The organism is Nocardioides sp. AN3, from assembly GCF_054653495.1.
Window position 1 is genome coordinate 335517 of sequence record NZ_BAAIGC010000001.1, and the last position, 19749, is coordinate 355265.

Annotated in this window: 18 protein-coding genes; 9 read left to right on the forward strand and 9 right to left on the reverse strand. The window is 70.6% G+C overall.

Translation table 11 applies throughout. The features are described from left to right. Nucleotides 1-31: 31 nt before the first annotated feature. Complete coding sequence (locus tag ACYQ1K_RS01530; protein WP_459980740.1) at nucleotides 32-1432, reverse strand: sugar nucleotide-binding protein; 1401 nt, start codon at nucleotides 1430-1432, stop codon at nucleotides 32-34. 46 nt (nucleotides 1433-1478) lie between these two features. After that, nucleotides 1479-2477, reverse strand: a complete 999-nt coding sequence (rfbB, locus tag ACYQ1K_RS01535; protein ID WP_459980742.1) for a dTDP-glucose 4,6-dehydratase — start codon at nucleotides 2475-2477, stop codon at nucleotides 1479-1481. Between the two features lie 59 nt (nucleotides 2478-2536). On the opposite strand from rfbB, the gene rfbA reads away from it, so the two are divergent. Further along, nucleotides 2537-3427 (forward strand): glucose-1-phosphate thymidylyltransferase RfbA, encoded by an 891-nt coding sequence (rfbA, locus tag ACYQ1K_RS01540; RefSeq protein ID WP_459980744.1) that lies wholly within the window; start codon nucleotides 2537-2539, stop codon nucleotides 3425-3427. Between the two features lie 122 nt (nucleotides 3428-3549). On the opposite strand, the gene ACYQ1K_RS01545 is transcribed toward rfbA, so the two are convergent. After that, nucleotides 3550-5007 carry a sugar transferase gene (locus ACYQ1K_RS01545; protein ID WP_459980746.1) on the reverse strand — a complete coding sequence of 486 codons (1458 nt, stop codon included), beginning with the start codon at nucleotides 5005-5007 and terminating at the stop codon, nucleotides 3550-3552. A gap of 148 nt (nucleotides 5008-5155) precedes the next feature. Then, nucleotides 5156-6133, reverse strand: coding sequence for a UDP-glucose 4-epimerase GalE (gene galE, locus ACYQ1K_RS01550; RefSeq protein ID WP_459980747.1), 978 nt, complete (start codon nucleotides 6131-6133; stop codon nucleotides 5156-5158). Between the two features lie 54 nt (nucleotides 6134-6187). Between galE and ACYQ1K_RS01555 the strand changes: the two genes are divergently transcribed. From ACYQ1K_RS01555 to ACYQ1K_RS01565, 3 genes are read left to right on the forward strand one after another with little or no spacing between them, the layout of a single operon-like run. After that, nucleotides 6188-7114: an N-acetylmuramoyl-L-alanine amidase gene (locus tag ACYQ1K_RS01555; protein WP_459980749.1), complete on the forward strand. Its 927-nt coding sequence runs from the start codon at nucleotides 6188-6190 to the stop codon at nucleotides 7112-7114. Between the two features lie 47 nt (nucleotides 7115-7161). Beyond that, entirely contained in the window at nucleotides 7162-7920 is a 759-nt protein-coding gene (locus tag ACYQ1K_RS01560; RefSeq protein ID WP_459980750.1) for a dihydrofolate reductase family protein, read from the forward strand. Nucleotides 7921-7954: 34 nt separating this feature from the next. Then, entirely contained in the window at nucleotides 7955-8725 is a 771-nt protein-coding gene (locus ACYQ1K_RS01565; RefSeq protein ID WP_459980752.1) for an enoyl-CoA hydratase-related protein, read from the forward strand. A gap of 139 nt (nucleotides 8726-8864) precedes the next feature. Here ACYQ1K_RS01565 and ACYQ1K_RS01570 read toward each other — a convergent pair whose 3' ends face one another. The 4 genes from ACYQ1K_RS01570 to ACYQ1K_RS01585 form a co-directional block, all read right to left on the reverse strand. Then, a complete protein-coding gene (locus tag ACYQ1K_RS01570; RefSeq protein ID WP_459980753.1) occupies nucleotides 8865-9668 on the reverse strand; it encodes a helical backbone metal receptor in 804 nt (267 codons plus the stop codon). Nucleotides 9669-9723: 55 nt separating this feature from the next. Continuing rightward, nucleotides 9724-12975 (reverse strand): fused isobutyryl-CoA mutase/GTPase IcmF, encoded by a 3252-nt coding sequence (icmF, locus tag ACYQ1K_RS01575; RefSeq protein WP_459980755.1) that lies wholly within the window; start codon nucleotides 12973-12975, stop codon nucleotides 9724-9726. Between the two features lie 106 nt (nucleotides 12976-13081). Continuing rightward, nucleotides 13082-13582 carry a MarR family winged helix-turn-helix transcriptional regulator gene (locus tag ACYQ1K_RS01580; RefSeq protein ID WP_459980757.1) on the reverse strand — a complete coding sequence of 167 codons (501 nt, stop codon included), beginning with the start codon at nucleotides 13580-13582 and terminating at the stop codon, nucleotides 13082-13084. Between the two features lie 19 nt (nucleotides 13583-13601). Next, nucleotides 13602-14333 (reverse strand): SDR family NAD(P)-dependent oxidoreductase, encoded by a 732-nt coding sequence (locus ACYQ1K_RS01585; RefSeq protein ID WP_459980759.1) that lies wholly within the window; start codon nucleotides 14331-14333, stop codon nucleotides 13602-13604. 138 nt (nucleotides 14334-14471) lie between these two features. On the opposite strand from ACYQ1K_RS01585, the gene ACYQ1K_RS01590 reads away from it, so the two are divergent. From ACYQ1K_RS01590 to ACYQ1K_RS01600, 3 genes are all read left to right on the forward strand, one after another. Then, the gene (locus tag ACYQ1K_RS01590) at nucleotides 14472-14969 is read left to right on the forward strand and encodes a sigma-70 family RNA polymerase sigma factor (RefSeq protein ID WP_459980761.1); all 498 of its coding nucleotides are present in this window, start codon (nucleotides 14472-14474) and stop codon (nucleotides 14967-14969) included. Continuing rightward, nucleotides 14966-15676: an anti-sigma factor family protein gene (locus ACYQ1K_RS01595; RefSeq protein ID WP_459980763.1), complete on the forward strand. Its 711-nt coding sequence runs from the start codon at nucleotides 14966-14968 to the stop codon at nucleotides 15674-15676. Before ACYQ1K_RS01590 ends, ACYQ1K_RS01595 begins: the two co-directional genes overlap by 4 nt. A gap of 164 nt (nucleotides 15677-15840) precedes the next feature. Then, the gene (locus tag ACYQ1K_RS01600) at nucleotides 15841-16110 is read left to right on the forward strand and encodes a hypothetical protein (protein ID WP_459980765.1); all 270 of its coding nucleotides are present in this window, start codon (nucleotides 15841-15843) and stop codon (nucleotides 16108-16110) included. Between the two features lie 25 nt (nucleotides 16111-16135). Here ACYQ1K_RS01600 and ACYQ1K_RS01605 read toward each other — a convergent pair whose 3' ends face one another. Continuing rightward, nucleotides 16136-17716, reverse strand: coding sequence for a fatty acyl-CoA synthetase (locus ACYQ1K_RS01605; RefSeq protein ID WP_459980767.1), 1581 nt, complete (start codon nucleotides 17714-17716; stop codon nucleotides 16136-16138). 196 nt (nucleotides 17717-17912) lie between these two features. Between ACYQ1K_RS01605 and fgd the strand changes: the two genes are divergently transcribed. Continuing rightward, nucleotides 17913-18923 carry a glucose-6-phosphate dehydrogenase (coenzyme-F420) gene (fgd, locus tag ACYQ1K_RS01610; RefSeq protein ID WP_459980768.1) on the forward strand — a complete coding sequence of 337 codons (1011 nt, stop codon included), beginning with the start codon at nucleotides 17913-17915 and terminating at the stop codon, nucleotides 18921-18923. Next, nucleotides 18920-19693, forward strand: coding sequence for an enoyl-CoA hydratase/isomerase family protein (locus tag ACYQ1K_RS01615; protein WP_459980770.1), 774 nt, complete (start codon nucleotides 18920-18922; stop codon nucleotides 19691-19693). The genes fgd and ACYQ1K_RS01615 overlap by 4 nt, the downstream gene beginning before the upstream one ends. The last annotated feature ends 56 nt before the right edge of the window (nucleotides 19694-19749 follow it).

Below are 19749 nucleotides of genomic sequence, written 5' to 3' on the forward strand. Positions count from 1 at the left end.
GTCCAGAGTGACCCAGGGGTCACTCTGGACTTCACAAGGCGCGGCCGAGGTAGCGGCGCAGCGCCGCCAGCTGGTCCTCCGAGGTGAAGCCGGTCGCGACCAGCTTGTCGAGTGACAGCACCGAGCCCAGCGGACGCGGGCTGACGGGCTTGCCGGCGGCGATCGCGGAGGCGAAGTACTCCTCCGTGGTCGTCGGCGACACGTCGTCCCCCGACCGCCCGGTGAGCTCGAAGACGGTGGCCGCCACCCGGTGCCAGGACATCGGCTCGCCACCGTTGGTCACGTTGTAGGTCCCGAACGGTGCCTCCGTCCCGACCAGATGAGCAATGGCTGAGGCGAGCGTGTCGGTGAACGTGAGCCGTCCGACCTGGTCGGCGACCACCGACGGCGACACGCCGGCGTCGGCGAGACGCGCCATGGTGCGGACGAAGTTGCCGCCGTCGCCGACGACCCAGGAGGTGCGCACGATGTAGTGCCGCGGGGTGGCGGCCACGGCGATGTCGCCTGCTGCCTTGGACTGGCCGTAGACGCCGAGCGGGGAGAACGGCTCGTCCTCGAGGTGGACGTCCTCGGTGCCGTCGAAGACGTAGTCGCTCGACACGTGCACCAGTGTCAGCCGGTGCTCGGTGGCGGCGCGGGCGAGCAGGGCCGGCGCGGCCGCGTTCGCCGCCCAGGCCGCACGACGCCCCTCCGCGGTCTCGGCCAGGTCGACCGCCGTGTAGGCGGCCGCGTTGAGCACGACGCCGTAGTCGCTCCACGGCCACGCAGCGACGGCGGCCGGGTCGGTGACGTCGAGCTCTCCGCGGGTGACGACCTCGGCGGCCGGGAAGGCAGCTGCCAGAGCGCGGCCGAGCTGGCCGCCGCCACCCACGACCAGCGTCTTGCGCGGCTTCATCGGGCTGACGTCGGCAAGGTGGGGGTTGCGCTGGTCCTTCTCGGAGATCTCCGCCTCGGCGAGGGGGATCGGCCACGGGATGGCGGCGTCCCGGTCGCCGAGGTGAAGCGCGGGGTAGGCCGGCCCTGGCTGCCAATGGTCGTTGACCAGGTAGGAGTAGACGGTGCCGTCCTCGAGCGCCTGGTAGGAGTTGCCGACCCCACGCGGGACGAACACCGCGACGTCGGGACCGATCTCGGTCCAGAAGGTCGCGCCGAAGCAATCGCCCTCCCGCATGTCGACCCACGCCGCGAAGACGCGGCCCGTCGCGACCGAGACGAACTTGTCCCACGGCTCCGTGTGGATGCCGCGGGTCGCGCCCCGCGACGCGTTGAGCGACATGTTGTTCTGCACCGGGCCGAAGTCGGGCAGGCCAAGCGCGGTCATCTTGGCGCGCTGCCAGTTCTCCTTGAACCAGCCGCGTGCGTCGCCGTGGAGGGGCAGGTGGACGACGAGAAGGCCGGGGATCGGGGTCTTCTCGACCGAGAGCTCCGTCATGGTCTCGATACGCTCCGCTTCGCTCGCTACTCGACCGGCGGCGCGGTCAGTGGCCCTTGGCCGCGTAGGCGGCCTCGGTCGCCGCCTTGGCGGGACGCCACCAGCCCTCGTTCGCCTGATACCACTCGATCGTGTCGGCCAGGCCCGCCTCGAAGTCACCGAACTGCGGCGTCCAGCCGAGCTCGCTGCGCAGCTTGCCCGACTCGATGGCGTAGCGGCGGTCATGGCCCGCGCGGTCGGTCACCCACTCGATCTCGTCCTCGCTGCGGCCGAAGTGGCGCAGGATCGCGCGGACGACCTCGACGTTCGACTTCTCACCGTCTGCCCCGATGAGGTAGGTCTCCCCGATCCGGCCCTTCTCGAGGATCGCCAGCACGGCGGAGGAGTGGTCGGAGGTGTGGATCCAGTCGCGCACGTTGAGCCCGTCGCCGTAGACCCGCGGACGACGACCGTCGAGGACCTCGGTGATCTGCCGCGGGATGAACTTCTCGATGTGCTGCCACGGCCCGTAGTTGTTCGAGCAGTTCGAGATCGTCGCGCGGACGCCGAACGAGCGCACCCATGCGCGCACGAGGTGGTCGGAGCCCGCCTTGGACGCCGAGTAGGGCGAGGACGGGTTGTAGGGCGTCTGCTCGGTGAACCGCTTCGGGTCGTCGAGCTCGAGGTCGCCGTACACCTCGTCGGTCGAGACATGGTGGAACCGCTTGTCGTAGCGGCGCGCGGCCTCGAGGAGCTGGAAGGTGCCCAGGATGTTGGTCTGGATGAACGGCGCCGGGTCGGAGAGGGAGTTGTCGTTGTGCGACTCCGCGGCGTAGTGCACGACTGCGTCGGCCTCCTCCACGAGGGGGTCGACGACCTGCGCGTCGGCGATGTCGCCGACGACCAGCCGCACCCGGTCCTCCGGAAGGCCCGCCAGGGACTCCTCGGTCGAGGCGTAGGTGAGCTTGTCCAGCACGGTCACGTGGGCGTCGGTCGTTCCCACGACATGGTGGACGAAGTTCGAGCCGATGAACCCGGCGCCGCCGGTCACGAGGATGCGCTGCACGGGGCGCGATTCTACGGGGTTGCACACGGGGAGAACTGCCTTACGTACAATGGCGGCCTGTGAGAGGAATCATCCTGGCCGGTGGAACCGGCTCGCGCTTGCACCCCATCACGCTGGCGGTGAGCAAGCAGCTGATGCCGGTCTACGACAAGCCGATGATCTACTACCCGCTCTCGACGCTGATGCTGGCGGGCATCCGCGACGTCCTGGTCATCACCACCCCGCACGACGCAGAGGCGTTCGAGCGGTTGCTCGGCGACGGCTCGCAGTTCGGCATCGACATCACCTACGCCCAGCAGCCCTCGCCCGACGGGCTGGCCCAGGCCTTCACGATCGGCGCGGACGTCGGCCACCTCAAGGGCTCGGACCGCGTCGGCCTGGTCCTCGGCGACAACGTGTTCTACGGCGCAGGCCTGGGCACCCAGCTGCGTCGCTTCGAGGACCTCGAGGGAGCGGCGGTCTTCGGCTACAAGGTGAGTGACCCGACGGCGTACGGCGTCGTGGAGTTCGGCGAGCCCGACACCGACGGCCACCGTCGCGCCGTCTCCCTCGAGGAGAAGCCGGCCCAGCCCAAGAGCCCGTACGCCGTGCCGGGCCTCTACTTCTACGACAGCACCGTCGTCGACCACGCCCGCAACCTGAAGCCCAGCGCCCGCGGCGAGCTCGAGATCACCGACCTCAACCGGATCTACCTCGAGGCCGGCACGCTCCAGGTCGAGGTGCTCCCGCGCGGCTCGGCATGGCTGGACACCGGCACCGTCGAGGACCTCAACGAGGCCGCGAACTACATCCGCGCCATCGAGCACCGGCAGGGCACCAAGATCGGCGCCCCCGAAGAGGTGGCGTGGCGGATGGGCTGGCTCACCGACGAGCAGCTCGAGAAGCTGGCTCAGCCGCTGGTCAAGTCCGGGTACGGCGCCTACCTGCTGCGCCTGCTCGACGAGAGGTAGTTCGAACCCCGGGTTGTTGTCCCTCGAACCCCGGGTTCTTCACGAGACTGCGCGCCACATCGCCGCGCGGTCTCGTCAAGAACCCGGGGTCGACGGACAACAACCCGGGGTTCGACGTGTGGTCAGTAGGCGCCGCGGCTGCTGAGGACGGCGCCGACGGTCCTCGACAGGATGCTGAGGTCCTGCATCATCGACCAGTTGTCGACGTAGTAGAGGTCGAGTCGGACCGCCTCCTCCCAGCTCAGGTCCGATCGGCCGGAGACCTGCCAGAGCCCAGTGAGGCCGGGCCGCACGTTGAGGCGGCGGACCGTGAACTCGTCGTACTGCGCGACCTCGGAGGGGAGTGGTGGCCGCGGTCCGACGAGGCTCATGTCGCCCCGCAGCACGTTGAAGAGCTGCGGAAGCTCATCGAGGGAGAGGCGGCGCAGCCACTTGCCCGGGCGGGTGATGCGGGGGTCGTCCTGCATCTTGAACATTCCCTCGACGTGCCCGATCTGAGCCCGCAGCTGGGCGAGGCGTGCCTCGGCGTCGACGACCATCGTCCGGAACTTCAGGCACCGGAACTCCAGTCCCCGGCGACCGGTGCGGACCTGGCGGAAGAGGACGGGACCGCCGTCATGGAGCTTGACGCGCAAGGCGATGAACGCGAACACCGGTGAGAGCAGCAGGAGCAGCGTCGTGGTGACGAGGATGTCGAAGCTGCGTTTGGCCCACCGCGACGCATGCGCCCAGCGCGGGGCCTCCATGTGGATGAGCGGCAGTCCGCCGACCGGCCGGGTCCGGACGCGCTCGGCCGAGAAGTCCGTCATCGCGGGTGCCATGACGAGCTGGACCGACCGCTCCTCGAGCTGCCACACGATCTTGCGCAGGTCGACGGCCGAGCGGGTCGTGCCACCGGTGAAGAAGATCACGTCGACGCCGTCAAGCGACGTGATGTCCTCGACACTCTCCGCATTGCCGAGGACCGGGATGCCTGATTCGGTCTCCTCGCCGGCGACGCCGCCGGGCAGGAGCGCGCCGACCAGCTGATAGCCGAGCCACTTCTCACGCCGCAGCACGCCCGCGATGTCGTCCACCTGGGCCTCGCCGCCGGCGATCACGACATGGTGCTGAAGAACTCCGCGGGTCCGGGCTGAGTGGAGGGCACGGCGCAGCGCGAACCGGCCGGCCAGCAGCAGCGTGACGCCGATGCAGAAGACGAGGACGAAGAACCCGCGCGACAACTGGAACTTCAGGAGGTAGCAGGTGACGCCCACCAGTGCGGCGGCCGAGGCAGTCGCGTTGAAGACCCGCTTGAACTCGTCGGTCCCGTCGCCGAAGACCTCGGTGCGGTAGGCGCCGAGCAGTGCCGCCATCACCAGCCAACCCACTGCCAGGAACGGCGCGACTGTGATCACGCTCGAGGCGATGTTGGCCGGGTCGTCGAAGATGCCGAGGCGGTTGCGGCCGGTGACGGCGGCCACACAGGCGACCACGATCGAGACCAGGTCGAGGGCGAACGCGGTGACGGGCAGATAGTGCAGGGCTCGACTCGGGTGCGCGACGGCGGGCAGCCGCCTCTGGTCCACAAGGATCGGCATCCTGTGCTCCCGTAGCTCAGCGGGGTGGGGGAGCCACGCGGGCTGGGGGAGGGGGGACGCCCGCGCGGCAGCTCAGAACCTAGGGACGTGGAGCGGGCGCCGTACCCGTTTTTGGGGAAATGTTCGCTGGATCACATTGCCTTGACGCTCACGCTGGGTATGCGGTCCCAGCCGCCTGCCGGGCCTCCCACGCGCTGGCCACCATCTGGCGCAGGTCGTGGCGCATCGCCCAGTCCAGGTCGCGGCCGGCGAGCTCCCCGGTCGCGACGATGCGAGCCGGGTCGCCGGGTCGGCGTGGGCGGACCTCGGGGGTGAAGTCGATGCCCGTCACGTCGCGGACCGTGTCCATGATCTGGCGCACGCTGGCACCGTCGCCGCTGCCCAGGTTGTAGACCGGCTCGAGCCGCTCGCCCTTCGCCAGCTTGCGGGCCGCGACGACGTGGGCGTGGGCCAGATCGCTCACGTGGACGTAGTCGCGCACACAGGTGCCATCGGGAGTCGGGTAGTCGTCGCCGTTGATGTGCGGCGTCTTGCCCTTGGCCAGCGCGTCGAAGACCAGCGGGAAGAGGTTGTGCGGGCTCGTGTCGAAGAGGTCGATGCTGCCGGAGCCGACGACGTTGAAGTAGCGCAGGCTGGTGTGCCGCAGGCCGTGGGCGATCTCCACGTCGCGCAGCAGCCACTCGCCGATCAGCTTGCTCTCGCCGTACGGGCTCTCCGGGTGGGTGGGAGTCGTCTCGGTGACGAGGTCCACGTCGGGGGTGCCGAATGCCGCGGCGCTGGAGGAGAAGACGATGGTGCCGACGCCGGTCGCGAGCATCGCCTCGAGCAGCGTGGCGGTGCCCTGCACGTTCTGCGCGTAGGTGTGCAGGGGGCGCTGCACGCTGACGCCCGCATACTTGAAGCCGGCCAAGTGGATCACGCCCTCGACCTCGTGGTCGGTGATCGCCCTCTCCAGCGCCGCTCGGTCGAGGATCGTCGCCTCCACGAACGGCACGTCATCCGGCACGAACCGGGCGAAGCCGCTCGAGAGGTCGTCGACCACGACGGGCTGAAGGCCGTCGGACTGCAGCGCAAGCACGACATGCGCGCCGATGTAGCCCGCTCCACCAGTGACCAACCAGCTCATCAGTGCTCCTGTCGCGTTTGGGACGGCCCAGGATACGGGCCGTAGCATCGACGGATGTCTGCGCGCCTGCTCACCCTGGGTGTCGCTGCCGTCCTGCTCCTGTTCCCGGCGGCGGCGGACGCCATGACCCCTGACGCCCCCGGCGGTGGTCTCGATACGCCCTCGCCTAGCGGCTCGGGCTACTCGGCCAGCGACGTCGGTCGAGTTGCGAGCGCCAGCGATCTCGGAGGTCGAGTAGCGAGCGCCAGCGATCTCGGAGGTCGAGTAGCGAGCGCCAGCGAGCGTATCGAGACCCGTATCGAGACCCGTCCCCTCGCCGGGCGGACGATCGTGCTCGACCCGGGCCACCAGCTGGGCAACGCGGAGCACCTGCGTGAGATCAACCGCCTCGTGACGGCGGGACCGATGCGGAAGCCGTGCAACACGACGGGGACGTCGACGAACAGCGGCTACCCGGAGGCGACCTTCACCTGGCAGGTCGCGCAGGTCGTGAAGCGGTCCCTGCAGCGGGCCGGGGCGCGGGTCGTGCTCACCCGCTCGTCCAACTCGCGGGCGGCGTGGGGTCCGTGCGTCGACGCGCGGGGCCGGGCCGGCGCTCGGGCACACGCCGACCTGACGCTCTCGATCCACGCCGACGGGAGCTACGTCCGCGGCGCCCGAGGCTTCCATGTGATCGCCCCGGCGTCCTTGAAGGGCTGGACCGATGACATCGCCGCCCCGTCGATGAGCCTGGCGCTCGACCTTCGGGCAGCCCTCGGGCGAGCCCGCTTCCCGCGCGCCAACTACATCGCCGGCGGCGACGGCCTCGACGTGCGCTCCGACCTCGGCACGCTGAACCTGTCCGACGTGCCCGTCGCGATGGTGGAGCTGGGCAACATGCGCAACGCCACCGAGGCACGCCGCATGCGGTCGACCGCAGGACGCGCGCGCTACGCGCGTGCGCTCGTGGCCGGGATCACGAGGTTTCTCCGGTCCCCCTAGCGGTCACACCCGCCGGGCTGCCGGAGTCGATCGCTAGGGTCGAGTCCATGTCCGGCGAGACTCTGCGTGCCTCCACGTGGCGGGTCCTCGACCTGTCCGGTCCCGGTGAGGGCGTGGCCGGCGACAGGGCTGCCGGTCTGAGAGCTGCTGGGGAGGGCGGTGTCGGCGGGGGCGGTGTCAGCGGGGGCGGTGTCGGCGGGGGCGGTGTCGGCGAGGGCGGGTCCCGTGAGGGGGCCGCCTCGGTCGCCGAGCTCTACGCCTGGCCGGACGAGCCGTGGCTGCGGGCCAACATGGTCTCGACGGTCGACGGCGCCGCCCAAGGGGCCGACGGTCGGAGCGGGTCGATCAACAACGCAGCCGACAAGGTGGTCTTCGATGAGCTGCGAGCCGGCGCCGATGTGATCGTCGTCGGGGCGGGGACCGCACGGGCGGAGGGCTACGGGCCGGCCGGCAGGCCGCTGGTCGTGGTCGGCTCGGCGCTGCCGGCGAAGCTCGTCGACGACCCTGACACGCGGCTGTCCGCGGGCGGGGACGCCGAGTCGCTGCGAGGACTGATCGACGGGCTTCGCGCTGAGGGTCTGCGCCGGATCCTCTGCGAAGGCGGCCCGTCCCTGCTCGGGGGGCTGCTGCGTGCCGGCCTCGTCGACGAGGTGTGCTGCACGGTCACGCCGCGCATCGTCGGCGGCAGCAGCATGCGCATCGTGGGCGGACCGGCGGTCGACGTACCCCTGTCGTTGTCCGCCCTCCTGGAGGTCGATGGGACGCTGCTGGCGCGCTGGCGGGTTGTGAGACATCTCGCGGACTGACCCGCGGGCACTCGGCTGCTCCTATCCTCGCGGCGTGAGCGACGTGCGCATCGAACGACGGACCGCCGGCGACGGGCACTGGGTCGAGGTGACCTTCGACCGGCCGGAGCGGCACAACGCCTTCACGCAGGCGATGTATGCCGAGCTCCACGACCTGTGTGACGCGCTCGTCGACGACACGTCGGTGAAGGTCCTCGTGTTGCGCGGGGCGGGCGGCCGGGCCTTCGCCGCCGGCAATGAGATCTCCGACTTCCTGTCGCAGGACGCGGTGGCCTACGAGGACTGGATCCGTGCGCTGCTGCTCAAGCTCTTCGCGCTGCCGCAGGTGACGATCGCCGCCGTCGACGGTGTGTGCGTCGGAGGCGGGCTGGCCGTGGCGACGCACTGCGATCTGCGCGTCGCGACGACCCACTCGCGGTTCGGCTACCCGATCGCGAAGACGCTCGGCAACGCGCTGGCCGCGTCGATCGTCTACCGCTGCGCCTCGGTGTTCGGCGAGTCGCTGACGCGCGAGATGTTGCTCGCCGCGCGGCTGGTCGACGCCTCGCGCGCCCACGCGGTCGGGGCGGTGACCGCCGTCGTCCCCTCCCTCGACGACGAGCTGGACGCACTCGTCCCGTCGATCCTGGCGCTCTCGTCAGTGACGCTGCGGGCCACGAAGTCGCAGCTCCTGGCACGCGCCTCGTTGCTGGAGGCGTCGCCGGACGGGGACGAGGAGCTGCTGCGCGAGGTCTACACCGGCCCCGACTTCGCCGAGGGAGTCCGGGCGTTCCTGGCGAAGGAGAAGCCCGCCTTCGGGAGCTGACCGACCCCCGGGTTGTCGTCCGCCGAGCCTCGGGTTGTTGTCTGTCGAGCCTCGGGTTGTTGTCCGCCCAACCTCGGGTTGTTGTCTGCCCAACCTCGGGTTGTGGTCCGCCGAGCCCCGGATAGTTCTCGCGTGTCCGTCAGCAACCCGGGGTTCGGGGGACCACAACCCGAGGCTCGATGGCCTCGAGGAGGCTGGGGCCATACCAGGTGATCAGCCGGCCGCTGATCAGCTCCGTGGGGACGCCGAACGCCTCCGGGCCGTCGGTGTCGGTGAAGACGTAGGGCTCGTCGGGCAGCAGGACGACGTCGGGCCGGGCCGCCTCGATCGCCTCGACGCGCACGTGGGGGTAGCGCTCGGGTGAGCCATCGAAGACGTTCTCCCAGCCGAGCCGTCGCAGCAGGTCGCCGGTGAACGTGTCGCTGCCGACGACCATCCACGGGTCGCGCCAGATCGGCACGGCGACGCGGCGACTCACGGGCGGCACCGCGCCGCACCACCGGTCTCGTGCCTCGGCCAGCCACGCCGGCCGGTCCCAGCCGAGACCGTCCAGGAGCCGCTCCATCGACGTGACCGCGTCCGGCACCGTGCGGATGTCGGTCACCCAGACGCGGACGCCGGAGTCGCGGAGGCGGCGTACGTCGAGCTCCCGGTTCTCCTCCTTGTTGGCGACCACCACGTCGGGGGAGAGGTCACGGATGGCCGCCAGGTGCGGGTTCTTCGTGCCGCGGACCCGCGCCACCTCGAGGTCGGCGGGGTGCGTGCACCAGTCGGTCGCGCCGACGAGCGCGCTACGCGAGACCGACGCCAGCGCCTCGGTCAGCGACGGGACGAGCGAGACGACCCGGGCGGCCGGCCGCGGTCCGTCGTACGCCGTCCCGAGGTCGTCGGTGGGCGTTTCTGCCGGCGGGCTGGCGGGGTAGTTCGGGACGTTTCCGACCATTACTCGACAGTAGACAGTGGGGAACGTCCCGAACTACCCCGACCCACGAGGCAACTCAGACGTTGCGGCGGTACTGACCGCCGACCTCGAAGAACGCCTCGGTGACCTGGCCGAGGGTGCAGACTCGGGCGGCGTCCATGAGGACGGCGAAGACGTTCTCGCCGGACGTCGCGGCCTCCTTGAGTCGGGCGATCGCCTCGGCCGCCTCGTCGCGGTGCGCCGCCTGGAAGTCGCGGAGCCGGCGAAGCTGCGACTGCTTCTCGTCCTCGGTCGCCCGGGCCAGCTCGACGGTGTGCGCCTCCTCGCCCTCGGAGGTGGGCCGGCGGAAGGTGTTGACGCCGATGATCGGCAGCGAGCCGTCGTGCTTGCGGTGCTCATAGAGCATCGACTCGTCCTGGATGCGGCCGCGCTGGTAGCCGGTCTCCATCGCGCCGAGCACGCCACCACGCTCCGAGATCCGCTCGAACTCCAGAAGGACGGCCTCCTCGACGAGGTCGGTGAGCTGGTCGATGATGAAGGAGCCCTGGAGCGGGTTCTCGTTCATCGCCAGGCCCCACTCGCGGTTGATGATGAGCTGGATGGCGAGTGCACGCCGCACCGACTCGGTCGACGGCGTGGTGACGGCCTCGTCGTAGGCGTTGGTGTGGAGGCTGTTGGCGTTGTCGTAGATGGCGATGAGCGCCTGCAGCGTGGTCCGGATGTCGTTGAAGTCCATCTCCTGCGCGTGCAGGGAGCGGCCGGACGTCTGGACGTGGTACTTGAGCTTCTGCGAGCGCTCGGAGGCGCCGTACTTCTCCTTCATCGCGACCGCCCAGATGCGGCGGGCGACGCGGCCGATGACGGAGTATTCCGGGTCCATGCCGTTGGAGAAGAAGAACGACAGGTTGGGCGCGAACTCGTCGATGTCCATGCCGCGGGCGAGGTAGGACTCGACGTAGGTGAACCCGTTGGCCAGGGTGAAGGCGAGCTGGCTGATGGGGTTCGCTCCGGCCTCGGCGATGTGGTAGCCGGAGATCGAGACCGAGTAGAAGTTGCGCACGGCGTGGTCGATGAACCACTGCTGGATGTCGCCCATGCAGCGCAGTGAGAACTCGGTGGAGAACAGGCAGGTGTTCTGGCCCTGGTCCTCCTTGAGGATGTCGGCCTGGACGGTGCCACGGACGGTGGAGACGGCGTACGCCGCGATCTCGGCCCGCTCGGCCTCCGAGGGCTCGCGGCCCTCCTTCTCGCGGAACTTGTCGACCTCCTGGTCGATGACCGTGTTGAGGAAGAACGCCAGCACCGTCGGCGCGGGGCCGTTGATCGTCATCGAGACGCTCGTCGACGGAGCGGTCAGGTCGAAGCCGGAGTAGAGCTCCTTCATGTCGTCGAGCGTCGCGACGCTGACGCCGGAGGTGCCGACCTTGCCGTAGATGTCGGGCCGCTCGTCGGGGTCGCGCCCGTAGAGCGTCACGGAGTCGAACGCGGTCGAGAGGCGGGTCGCCGGCTGGCCCTCGGAGAGCAGCTTGAAGCGGCGGTTGGTGCGGAACGGGTCGCCCTCGCCGGCGAACATGCGCGCGGGGTCCTCGTTGTCGCGCTTGAACGGGAACACGCCGGCGGTGAAGGGGTAGAGGCCGGGGAGGTTCTCCTTGCGCCAGAAACGCACGAGCTCGCCGACCTCGTCGTAGGTCGGCAGCGCGACCCGCGGGATCTTGCTGCCCGAGAGTGACTCCTTGGTGAGCTTGGTGACGATCTCCTTGTCCCGGATCCTCACGACCTGCTCGTCGCCGGAGTAGGACTCCACGACCGCCGGCCAGGCCTCGATCTGCTCGGCGAGCTCGCGGGGCAGTTCGGTGCGGGCGTCGTCGAGCAGCGCCTCGACCGCCGCCGCGTCCTGGCCCGCCTCGGCCAGCTCGGCGAGGACCTGCTCGAGGCGGTCGGTACGCCGAGCCGCGGCGACCAGCTCCTCGGTCTTCGCGTGATAGCCGCGGACGGTGTCGGAGATCTCGGCGAGGTAGCGCACCCGGTCACCCGGCAGCACCTCGCGGATCCGGGTGGAGCGCTTGGTGTCGACCGGGGCCAGGGCGCCGTCGCCGGTCGCGAGGCCGTGCTCCGACAGCAGGCCGCGCAGGTGCTGGTAGAGCGCGGTGACGCCGTCGTCGTCGAAGGTGGCCGCGGAGGTGCCGAAGACCGGCATGTCGCTGGGCTGGGAGCCGAACGCCTCCCGGTTGCGGACCAGCTGGCGGCCCACGTCGCGCATTGCGTCCTCGGCGCCGCGCCGCTCGAACTTGTTGATCGCGACCGCATCTGCGAAGTCCAGCATGTCGATCTTCTCGAGCTGGCTGGCGGCGCCGAACTCCGGCGTCATGACGTAGAGGCTGACGTCGACGAACGGCACGACCGCCGCGTCGCCCTGGCCGATGCCCGGCGTCTCGATGATGACCAGGTCGAAGCCAGCCGCCTTCGCGACCGTGATGACGTCGGCGAGGTGGTCGGGCAGCTCGTGCGCGCCACGGGTGGCGAGGCTGCGGAAGTAGACCCGGTCACGGTCGAGGCCCGGCCCGGTCAGGTCGAGGCTGTTCATCCGGATCCGATCGCCCAGCAGCGCGCCGCCGCCCTTGCGCCGGGTGGGGTCGACGGCGATGACCGCCACACGGAGCTTGTCCTGCTGGTCGACGCGCAGGCGCCGGACGAGCTCGTCGGTGAGGCTGGACTTGCCCGAGCCGCCGGTGCCGGTGATGCCGAGGACCGGCGCGGTGCGGGCGGCCGCGGCCTCGCGCAGCCTGGTGAGGGTCGCCTCGTCGAGCGTGCCGAGCTCGGCGCCCGTGATCGCGCGCGCCAGCGCCGACCGGTCGCCGGCCAGCACGTCGTCGGCGGTCACGGGACCCTGGGCCCATAGGTCGTTGTCGGCCGCCTTGACGACCGAGTTGATCATCCCGGGCAGGCCCATGCGCTGGCCGTCCTCGGGGGAGAAGATCGTCACGCCGCTGGCGCGCAGCCGCGCGATCTCCTCGGGCACGATCACGCCGCCGCCACCGCCGACCACCTGGATGTGCCCGGCGCCGCGCTCGCGCAGCAGCTGGACGAGGTATTCGAAGTACTCGACGTGCCCGCCCTGGTAGGACGACACCGCGATGCCGTTGACGTCCTCCTCGATCGCCGCCTCGACGACCTCGGAGACCGAGCGGTTGTGGCCGAGGTGGATCACCTCGCAGCCCTGGGACTGGAAGATGCGCCGCATGATGTTGATCGACGCGTCGTGGCCGTCGAACAGGCTGCTGGCGGTGACCAGGCGGACCGGGTGCTGGGGGTGGTGAAGCTCGGGCACGATCACACTCCGACGAAAGGTTGGAAGTCCAAGTAATTCAATAGTAGGACGTCCAGGTGTTTCGTGCCAGGTGGGCTACGTCGCACCCGGGCAGGAGACGCGCCTGTCAGTCGACGACGCGGTCGCCGTGGCCGGCGCGCAACTGCCCGAGCAGGGCGGTGAGGGCGGCGAGGTCGCCGTCGTCGACGCCGGGCTTGGCGAAGATCGCGTCGTTGAGTTGGCCGGTGGCACGCTCGACGACATCGCGACCGGCGACCGTGATCGCGCACAGGACGACGCGCTTGTCCGCCTCGCCGCGGGAGCGGCGGACGAAGCCCTGCTTCTCGAGCCGGTCCACCGCCGACGTCACCGAGGTCGGGTGCACCTGGAGCAGGGAGCCCAGTCGTGTCATCGGCAGCGCTCCGGCGCGCGTGAAGGCCAGCAGACGCAGGATCTCGTAGCGCGCGAAGGTCAGCTCCTGGGGCCGCAGGACCGCGTCGATCCGCTCCATGAGCAGCTGGTGGACGCGCACGATCGAAGTGACCATGGCCATCCCGGGTGCGGCGTCCTCCCAGCCGTGGGCGACCCACTGACGGCGCGCCTCGCGGATCGGATCGAGCTCGGGCATGCGCCAGAGCCTATTGGGATCAGCCCCAGATCGAGCCGACCCGTCCACCGTCGGCGGTGACGACGGCACCGTTCGCCACCATGCCTCGCGGAGAGGCGAGGAACGCGACGATCGCGGCGACCTCGTCCGCGTCGATCGTGCGGCCGAGCGCATTGGCCTGCGACGCGGCGCGCTGGGCGTCGGTGAAGTCGCGTTCGGTGCCGGTCAGGCCGGGGTGAACGACGGTCACCGCGATGTTGTCGCGGCCGAGCTCGTCGGCGAGGTTCTTGGCGAGCGCGACGACGGCGATGTTGCGGATCGAGCCCATCACGGTGCCAGTCGCGCGGGCGTTCATCCCGGCGATGTTGACGATGCGCCCGCCGCCGGCGGCACGCAGGTGCGGGACGGCGGCTCGCGCCACGCGGAGATACCCGAGCGCCTTCGTGTCGACCTGCTCGAGGATGTTCGCCGGGTCGTCCGCGGGCCCGGTCACGCTCGACGCCGGCTGCGCCGCGGCGTTGATGACCGCGTCGAGCCGGCCGAAGTGGGCCGCCACCTCGTCGACAGCGCGTCGTACGGCGTCGTCGTCGCGGGTGTCCGCCGTGACGGCGTACGCACCGACCTCCTCCGCGGTGGCCCGCACCCGCTCCGCGTCGCGGGCCAGGATGGCGACGCGGGCGCCCTCCGCGATCAGAGCCCGCGCCGTCGCCTTGCCGAGACCCCTGCTGCCGCCCGTGACGAGCGCTGCCTGACCGGAGAGTCCGAGGTCCATGGGCTCAAGTAGACCACCACGCTCGACATTGGCCGGCGCCGTCTCAACGGCTGCTTCTCGCGGTCGCCGGGGGCGTCCTGCGCCACATGCGGCGCCGGTGAACCTTCGGTCATGCTGTCTCGTGTCAGAGAGGTGCCCATGGCCGACCCCGAAGCGATCCAGCAGCTGCACCAGGCGCATGCTGCCGCGCTGTGGGGCTATGTCCTGCGGCTGACGGGCGACCGCGCGCAGGCCGAGGACGTGGTGCAGGAGACGCTCCTGCGCGCGTGGCGCCACGACGTGACCGACGACGGGGAAGGGTCGGCGCGGGCCTGGCTGTTCACGGTGGCGCGCAACCTCGTGGTGGACGACGTCCGCAGCGCCCGGCATCGGCACGAGACCGCGACCGACGAGGTGCCGGAGCGGCCCGATGCCGACCGCATCGACCGGCTCTTCGACTCGCTCGTCGTCACCGACGCCCTCCGCTCGATCGGGGAGGAGCATCGCGCGGTCGTGGTGAAGGCCTACTTCGGGCGGCTGACCACGGCGGAGATCGCCGCAGAGCTCGGCATCCCGCCGGGCACCGTGAAGTCGCGGCTGCACTACGGACTGCGAGCCCTCAGGCTCGCCCTGGAGGAGAGGGGAGTGACCCGATGACCAACGAGCACGAGCGGTACGCCGACTGGGACGGTGCCTATGTCGTCGGCGCGCTCACCCCCGCCGAGCACCAGGAGTATGAGCGGCATCTCGCCGTCTGCCCGAAGTGCGCGCGCCAGCTGGCTGAGCTGCTGCCGCTGCCCGGACTGCTCGGCCGTGTCGAGCAGGCCGATCGCGATGCACTGCTCGCCGGCACCGCTCCGGCTTCGCCGCCCGCAGACCTCGAGCGACGGCTGCTGGACGCCGCGCGAGCGGAGTCGTCCGCGCCGGTGTCGCTCACCTGGTGGAGGCGGACCCGCACGCGGGTCGCCGTCGGTCTCGCCGCAGCCGCCGCGGTCGCGGCCGCAGTCGTCGTCCCGGTCGCCCTGCGGGACGAGTCGACGCCCGCGCCCGCGGCCAGCATCGCCCTGCGCCAGGTCGTCCCCAGCCCGCTCTCGGCGACCGTCGCGCTGACCAGGAAGGACTGGGGCACCCGCATCGACATGACCTGCCTCTACGCGGGCGGCAAGGGCAGCGAGCCGAGCCGCGACTACGGCCTCTACGTCATCGACCACCAAGGGCACGCCCACGAGGTGTCCTCCTGGTGGGCCGGTCCGGGCGAGGAGGCGCGGACCACCGGCTCGACGGATCTCTCGATCGAGGATCTGCGCGCCGTCGAGATTCGAGCCGCCGACGGGAAGACGGTGCTCCTCTCGGCGGACGTCTGAGGGTCTTGCGCCGTCGCTGACTGTTCGTCGAGGTAGGCAGACGAGTCGTCACTTCCCGTGCGGAGTTCGACACGGGAAGTGGATGCTCAGCTGCATACCTCGATGCATCAACACCCCGTCGGCAACTCGCGTGAGAAGGAGCCGCTTGAGCGCGTCATGCGGGCGTGACAGCCGATCTCGCGCCGCTCGTGCTCGGCGTACAGCCCCTGCCGGAGGCCCTCCTGCGCTCCATGGCATTCCGGGTGCTGCTCGCCTTCGTGAGCGCCAACGGCGTGGGGTACGCCGCTCTGGCGATCCTCCGGCTGCTGCCCCCTCTGCGGCGCGACCGGCGCCAACGCAAGGAGCGCCGCACCGAGCCCCGCAGCATCTATCCCGACTCGATCGCTCGCGACCGTGTCGCTCCGGGCGGGGTCGCTCCGGACGGGCATCGGTGATCCGGCGGAACGACGGGCGCGGTCGTCAGGGAGCGTCGGAGTCGGCCAGGCCGGCGTGCTCCTCGCGCAGCTGCCGCTTGAGGATCTTGCCCGACGGGTTCTTCGGCAGCGCGTCGGCGATGACGACGAACTTCGGGGCCTTGTAGCCGGCGAGCGTCTCGCGCGCATGCGCCAGCACCGCCTCGGAGGTGAGCGACGCCCCCGGCTTCGGCACGACGACCGCCGCGACGGCCTCGACCCAGAGCGGGTGGCTGACGCCGAAGACCGCGACCTCGGCGACGCCGTCGAGACGGAAGATCGCCTCCTCGACCTCGCGGGAGGCGACGTTCTCGCCGCCGGTCTTGATCATGTCCTTCTTGCGGTCCACCACATAGAGGTGGCCGTCGTCGGTGAGGTAGCCGAGGTCTCCGGAGTGGAACCAGCCGTGGCGGAACGCCTCCGCGGTCTTGTCCGGCTGGTCGTGGTAGCCCAAGGTGGCGTGGGGCGAGCGGTGCACGATCTCGCCGACGACGCCGGGTGCGACGGGCCGGTCCTCGTCGTCCACGATCAGCGTCTCGACGTTGATCGCGGCGCGGCCCGCCGAGCCGGCATGCGAGAGCTGCTCGTCGGGGCCGAGGATCGTCGCCAGCGGCGCCATCTCGGTCTGGCCGTAGAAGTTCCACAGGGCGACATCGGGCAACCGCGTGCGCATCTCCTGCAGCACGGCCACCGGCATCGGCGACGCCCCGTAGTAGCCCTTCCGCAACGTCGAGAGGTCCGCGGCGTCGAAGTCGGGCGAGCGCAGCAGGCCGATCCAGACGGTCGGCGGCGCGAAGAACTTCGTGATGCCGTGCTCGCCGATCGCGCGCAGCACCGCGGTCGGCTCCGGTCCGCGCAGGATCACGCTGGTGGCGCCCAGGTAGACGTCCACGCCGAGGAAGCAGTCGAGCTGGGCACAGTGATAGAGCGGCAGTGTGTGGAGCTCGACGTCGTCGGCGGTCATGTTGCCGTCGACGATGCAGGAGACGTACTGCCACATCAGCGCCCTGCTGGTCAGCAGCGCCCCCTTGGGCCGCGACTCCGTCCCCGAGGTGAACATCATCCGGATCGGGTCGTCGTCGGCCATGGGCACGTACGGCGCCGGGCCGGCGTGGTCGAACCACGTCTGCGCGTCGAACCAGCCGCTCGGGGTCGGGGCGCGGGTCAGCCGGACGACCACTTTCGTCGCCACCGTGCCGGCCGAGGCGGCCAAGGCCTTCTCGGCGACCGGAACAAGCGCATCCTCGACGACGAACGCCTTCGCCGAGGAGTGATCGAGGATGAACGCCACCTCGTCGGGGCCGAGCATGAAGTTGATGGGCACCAGCACGACGCCGACGCGGGCGGCGGCGAAGTCGAGGACGGCGAACTGCCAGCAGTTGTGGCACAGCAGCGCCAGCCGGTCGCCCTTGACGAGGCCGGCCTCGACGATCGCTGCCGCAGCGCCGTCGACGACCGCCTCGAGCTGCGCGAAGGTGAGCCTCGTCGACCCGTCGACGATCGCCAGCTTGTCCGGCACCCGCTGCGCCGTCCGGCGGGGCAGGTCCCCGAGCGAGTGCTGGCGCGCGGTGTCGACGTCGACGGCCATCGGTCCTCCTGCGGGTGTGCTCGTGCTCGGATGCGGTGCTCGGATGCCGCGCTCTAGCGGTGTGCGCCGGGTCACAGCCATGCTAGGGCCGAGCGCCGACACCGACGTCTGGAGGCGGCTGGCGCGACGACTAGGCTGGCCGACGGTCCCTTCCCGGCGTCCGGATGCTCTGGTCCGGATGCCCGACCCGTGAGGAGTGGCGTTGAAGATCGGCTACAAGGCGTCGGCTGAGCAGTTCGGCCCGCGTGACCTGGTGGAGTTCTCCGTGCTCGCCGAACACGTGGGCCTGGACTCGGTCTGGGTCAGCGACCACTTCCAGCCGTGGCGTCACGTCGGTGGACATGCGCCGTACTCGCTGGCATGGATGGCCGCGGTCGGCGAGCGGACGGAGAGGATCACGCTGGGCACGAGTGTGCTGACCCCGACGTACCGCAACTCCCCGGCGATGATGGCGCAGGCCTTCGGCACGCTGGGCTCGCTGTATCCGGGCCGGGTCGTGCTCGGCGTGGGCACCGGCGAGGCGCTCAACGAGATGGCGGTCGCGGGTGAGTTCGCCTGGCCGGAGTTCAAGGAGCGGTTCGCCCGGCTGCGGGAGGCGGTGCGGCTGATCCGCCAGCTGTGGACCGAGGAGCGCGTCACCTTCGAGGGCGACTACTACCGGACCAAGGACGCCACCGTCTACGACCACCCCGAGGGCGGGGTGCCGATCTATGTGGCGGCGGGTGGGCCGACGGTGGCCAAGTACGCCGGCCGCGCCGGCGACGGCTTCATCTGCACATCAGGGAAGGGGATGGATCTGTACACCGAGCAGCTGCTGCCCGCGGTCGCGGCGGGTGAGGAGGCGGCCGGGAAGCCGGTCGCCGCAGGCGAGCGGATGATCGAGATCAAGCTGTCCTACGCGCACACCGAGGAGGAGGCGCTGGAGAACACCCGGTTCTGGGCGCCGTTGTCGTTGACGCCCGAGCAGAAGCACGGGGTCGAGGACCCTGCTGAGATGGCCCGGCTCGCCGATGAGCTGCCGATCGAGCAGGTCGCGAAGCGGTGGATCGTCGCCACGAGGCCCGAGGAGGTCATCGAGGACGTGAGGGCCTATGTGGACGCCGGGTTCGACCATCTGGTCTTCCACCCGCCGGGCCACGACCAAGCCGCGTTCCTGAAGATCTTCGCCGACGAGGTCCTCCCCGGCCTGAAGGAGATCGGCGCATGAGTGACGTGGTCGACTACGAGCTGCGCGACGGCGCGGCGTGGATCACGCTGACGGCGGGTGACCGCGGCAACACCCTGACGATCGCGTCTGGGACGCAGCTGCTGGCCGCGGTGCGTCGTGCGCGCGACGACCATGCCCGCGTCATCGTGCTGCGCGCCAGCGGGCGCTTCTTCTCGGCCGGCGGGGACATCGGCGGGTTCGCCGCGATGGACAACGTCGTCGACGGGCTCGACGACCTGGCCGAGCTGCTGCACCGCATCATCAGCGAGCTCGTCCGATCCGAGGCGGTGGTGGTCTCGGCCGTGCACGCGATCGCGGCGGGTGCCGGCTTCCCTCTGGCTGCGGCCGCCGACATCGTGCTCGCGGCGGAGTCGGCCCGGTTCACGCTGGGCTACACGCGCATCGGCCTGTCCGTCGACGGCGGCAGCTCGCAGCTCGTGCACACCCTGGGGCTGCATCGTGCGCTGCGGCTCGCGCTGCTCAACGACATGCTCAGTGCCGCCGAGGCCCAGGCCGCCGGCCTGGTCGCGCGTGTCGTCCCCGACGACTCCCTGGAGACCGTCACCGACGAGGTCGTCGCCGGGCTGCTGGCCGGCCCGGCGGGCGCGCAGGCCGACGTCAAGCGCCTGATGCGCGAGGCCGCCGAGGCATCGCCCGAGAGCGCGCTGCGCCGCGAGACGCTCGCCATTCGCAGCAACGCCGCCCGCCCCGACGGTCGCGAGGGCGTCGCAGCCTTCCTCGAGAAGCGCGCCCCCCACTTCAACGCCTGACTTCCTCTTGTGAGTGCGACAGTGAGCTCAGGGTCACTGTCGCACTCACAAGCGTC

Bases quoted from the DNA above. Each gene is read 5' to 3' on its own strand.
- ACYQ1K_RS01530 (WP_459980740.1), bottom strand. From the start codon at position 1,432: ATGACGGAGCTCTCGGTCGAGAAGACCCCGATCCCCGGCCTTCTCGTC.
- ACYQ1K_RS01545 (WP_459980746.1), bottom strand. From the start codon at position 5,007: ATGCCGATCCTTGTGGACCAGAGGCGGCTGCCCGCCGTCGCGCACCCG.
- galE (WP_459980747.1), bottom strand. From the start codon at position 6,133: ATGAGCTGGTTGGTCACTGGTGGAGCGGGCTACATCGGCGCGCATGTC.
- ACYQ1K_RS01555 (WP_459980749.1), top strand. From the start codon at position 6,188: ATGTCTGCGCGCCTGCTCACCCTGGGTGTCGCTGCCGTCCTGCTCCTG.
- ACYQ1K_RS01560 (WP_459980750.1), top strand. From the start codon at position 7,162: ATGTCCGGCGAGACTCTGCGTGCCTCCACGTGGCGGGTCCTCGACCTG.
- ACYQ1K_RS01570 (WP_459980753.1), bottom strand. From the start codon at position 9,668: ATGGTCGGAAACGTCCCGAACTACCCCGCCAGCCCGCCGGCAGAAACG.
- ACYQ1K_RS01580 (WP_459980757.1), bottom strand. From the start codon at position 13,582: ATGCCCGAGCTCGATCCGATCCGCGAGGCGCGCCGTCAGTGGGTCGCC.
- ACYQ1K_RS01585 (WP_459980759.1), bottom strand. From the start codon at position 14,333: ATGGACCTCGGACTCTCCGGTCAGGCAGCGCTCGTCACGGGCGGCAGC.
- ACYQ1K_RS01590 (WP_459980761.1), top strand. From the start codon at position 14,472: ATGGCCGACCCCGAAGCGATCCAGCAGCTGCACCAGGCGCATGCTGCC.
- ACYQ1K_RS01595 (WP_459980763.1), top strand. From the start codon at position 14,966: ATGACCAACGAGCACGAGCGGTACGCCGACTGGGACGGTGCCTATGTC.
- ACYQ1K_RS01605 (WP_459980767.1), bottom strand. From the start codon at position 17,716: ATGGCCGTCGACGTCGACACCGCGCGCCAGCACTCGCTCGGGGACCTG.
- ACYQ1K_RS01615 (WP_459980770.1), top strand. From the start codon at position 18,920: ATGAGTGACGTGGTCGACTACGAGCTGCGCGACGGCGCGGCGTGGATC.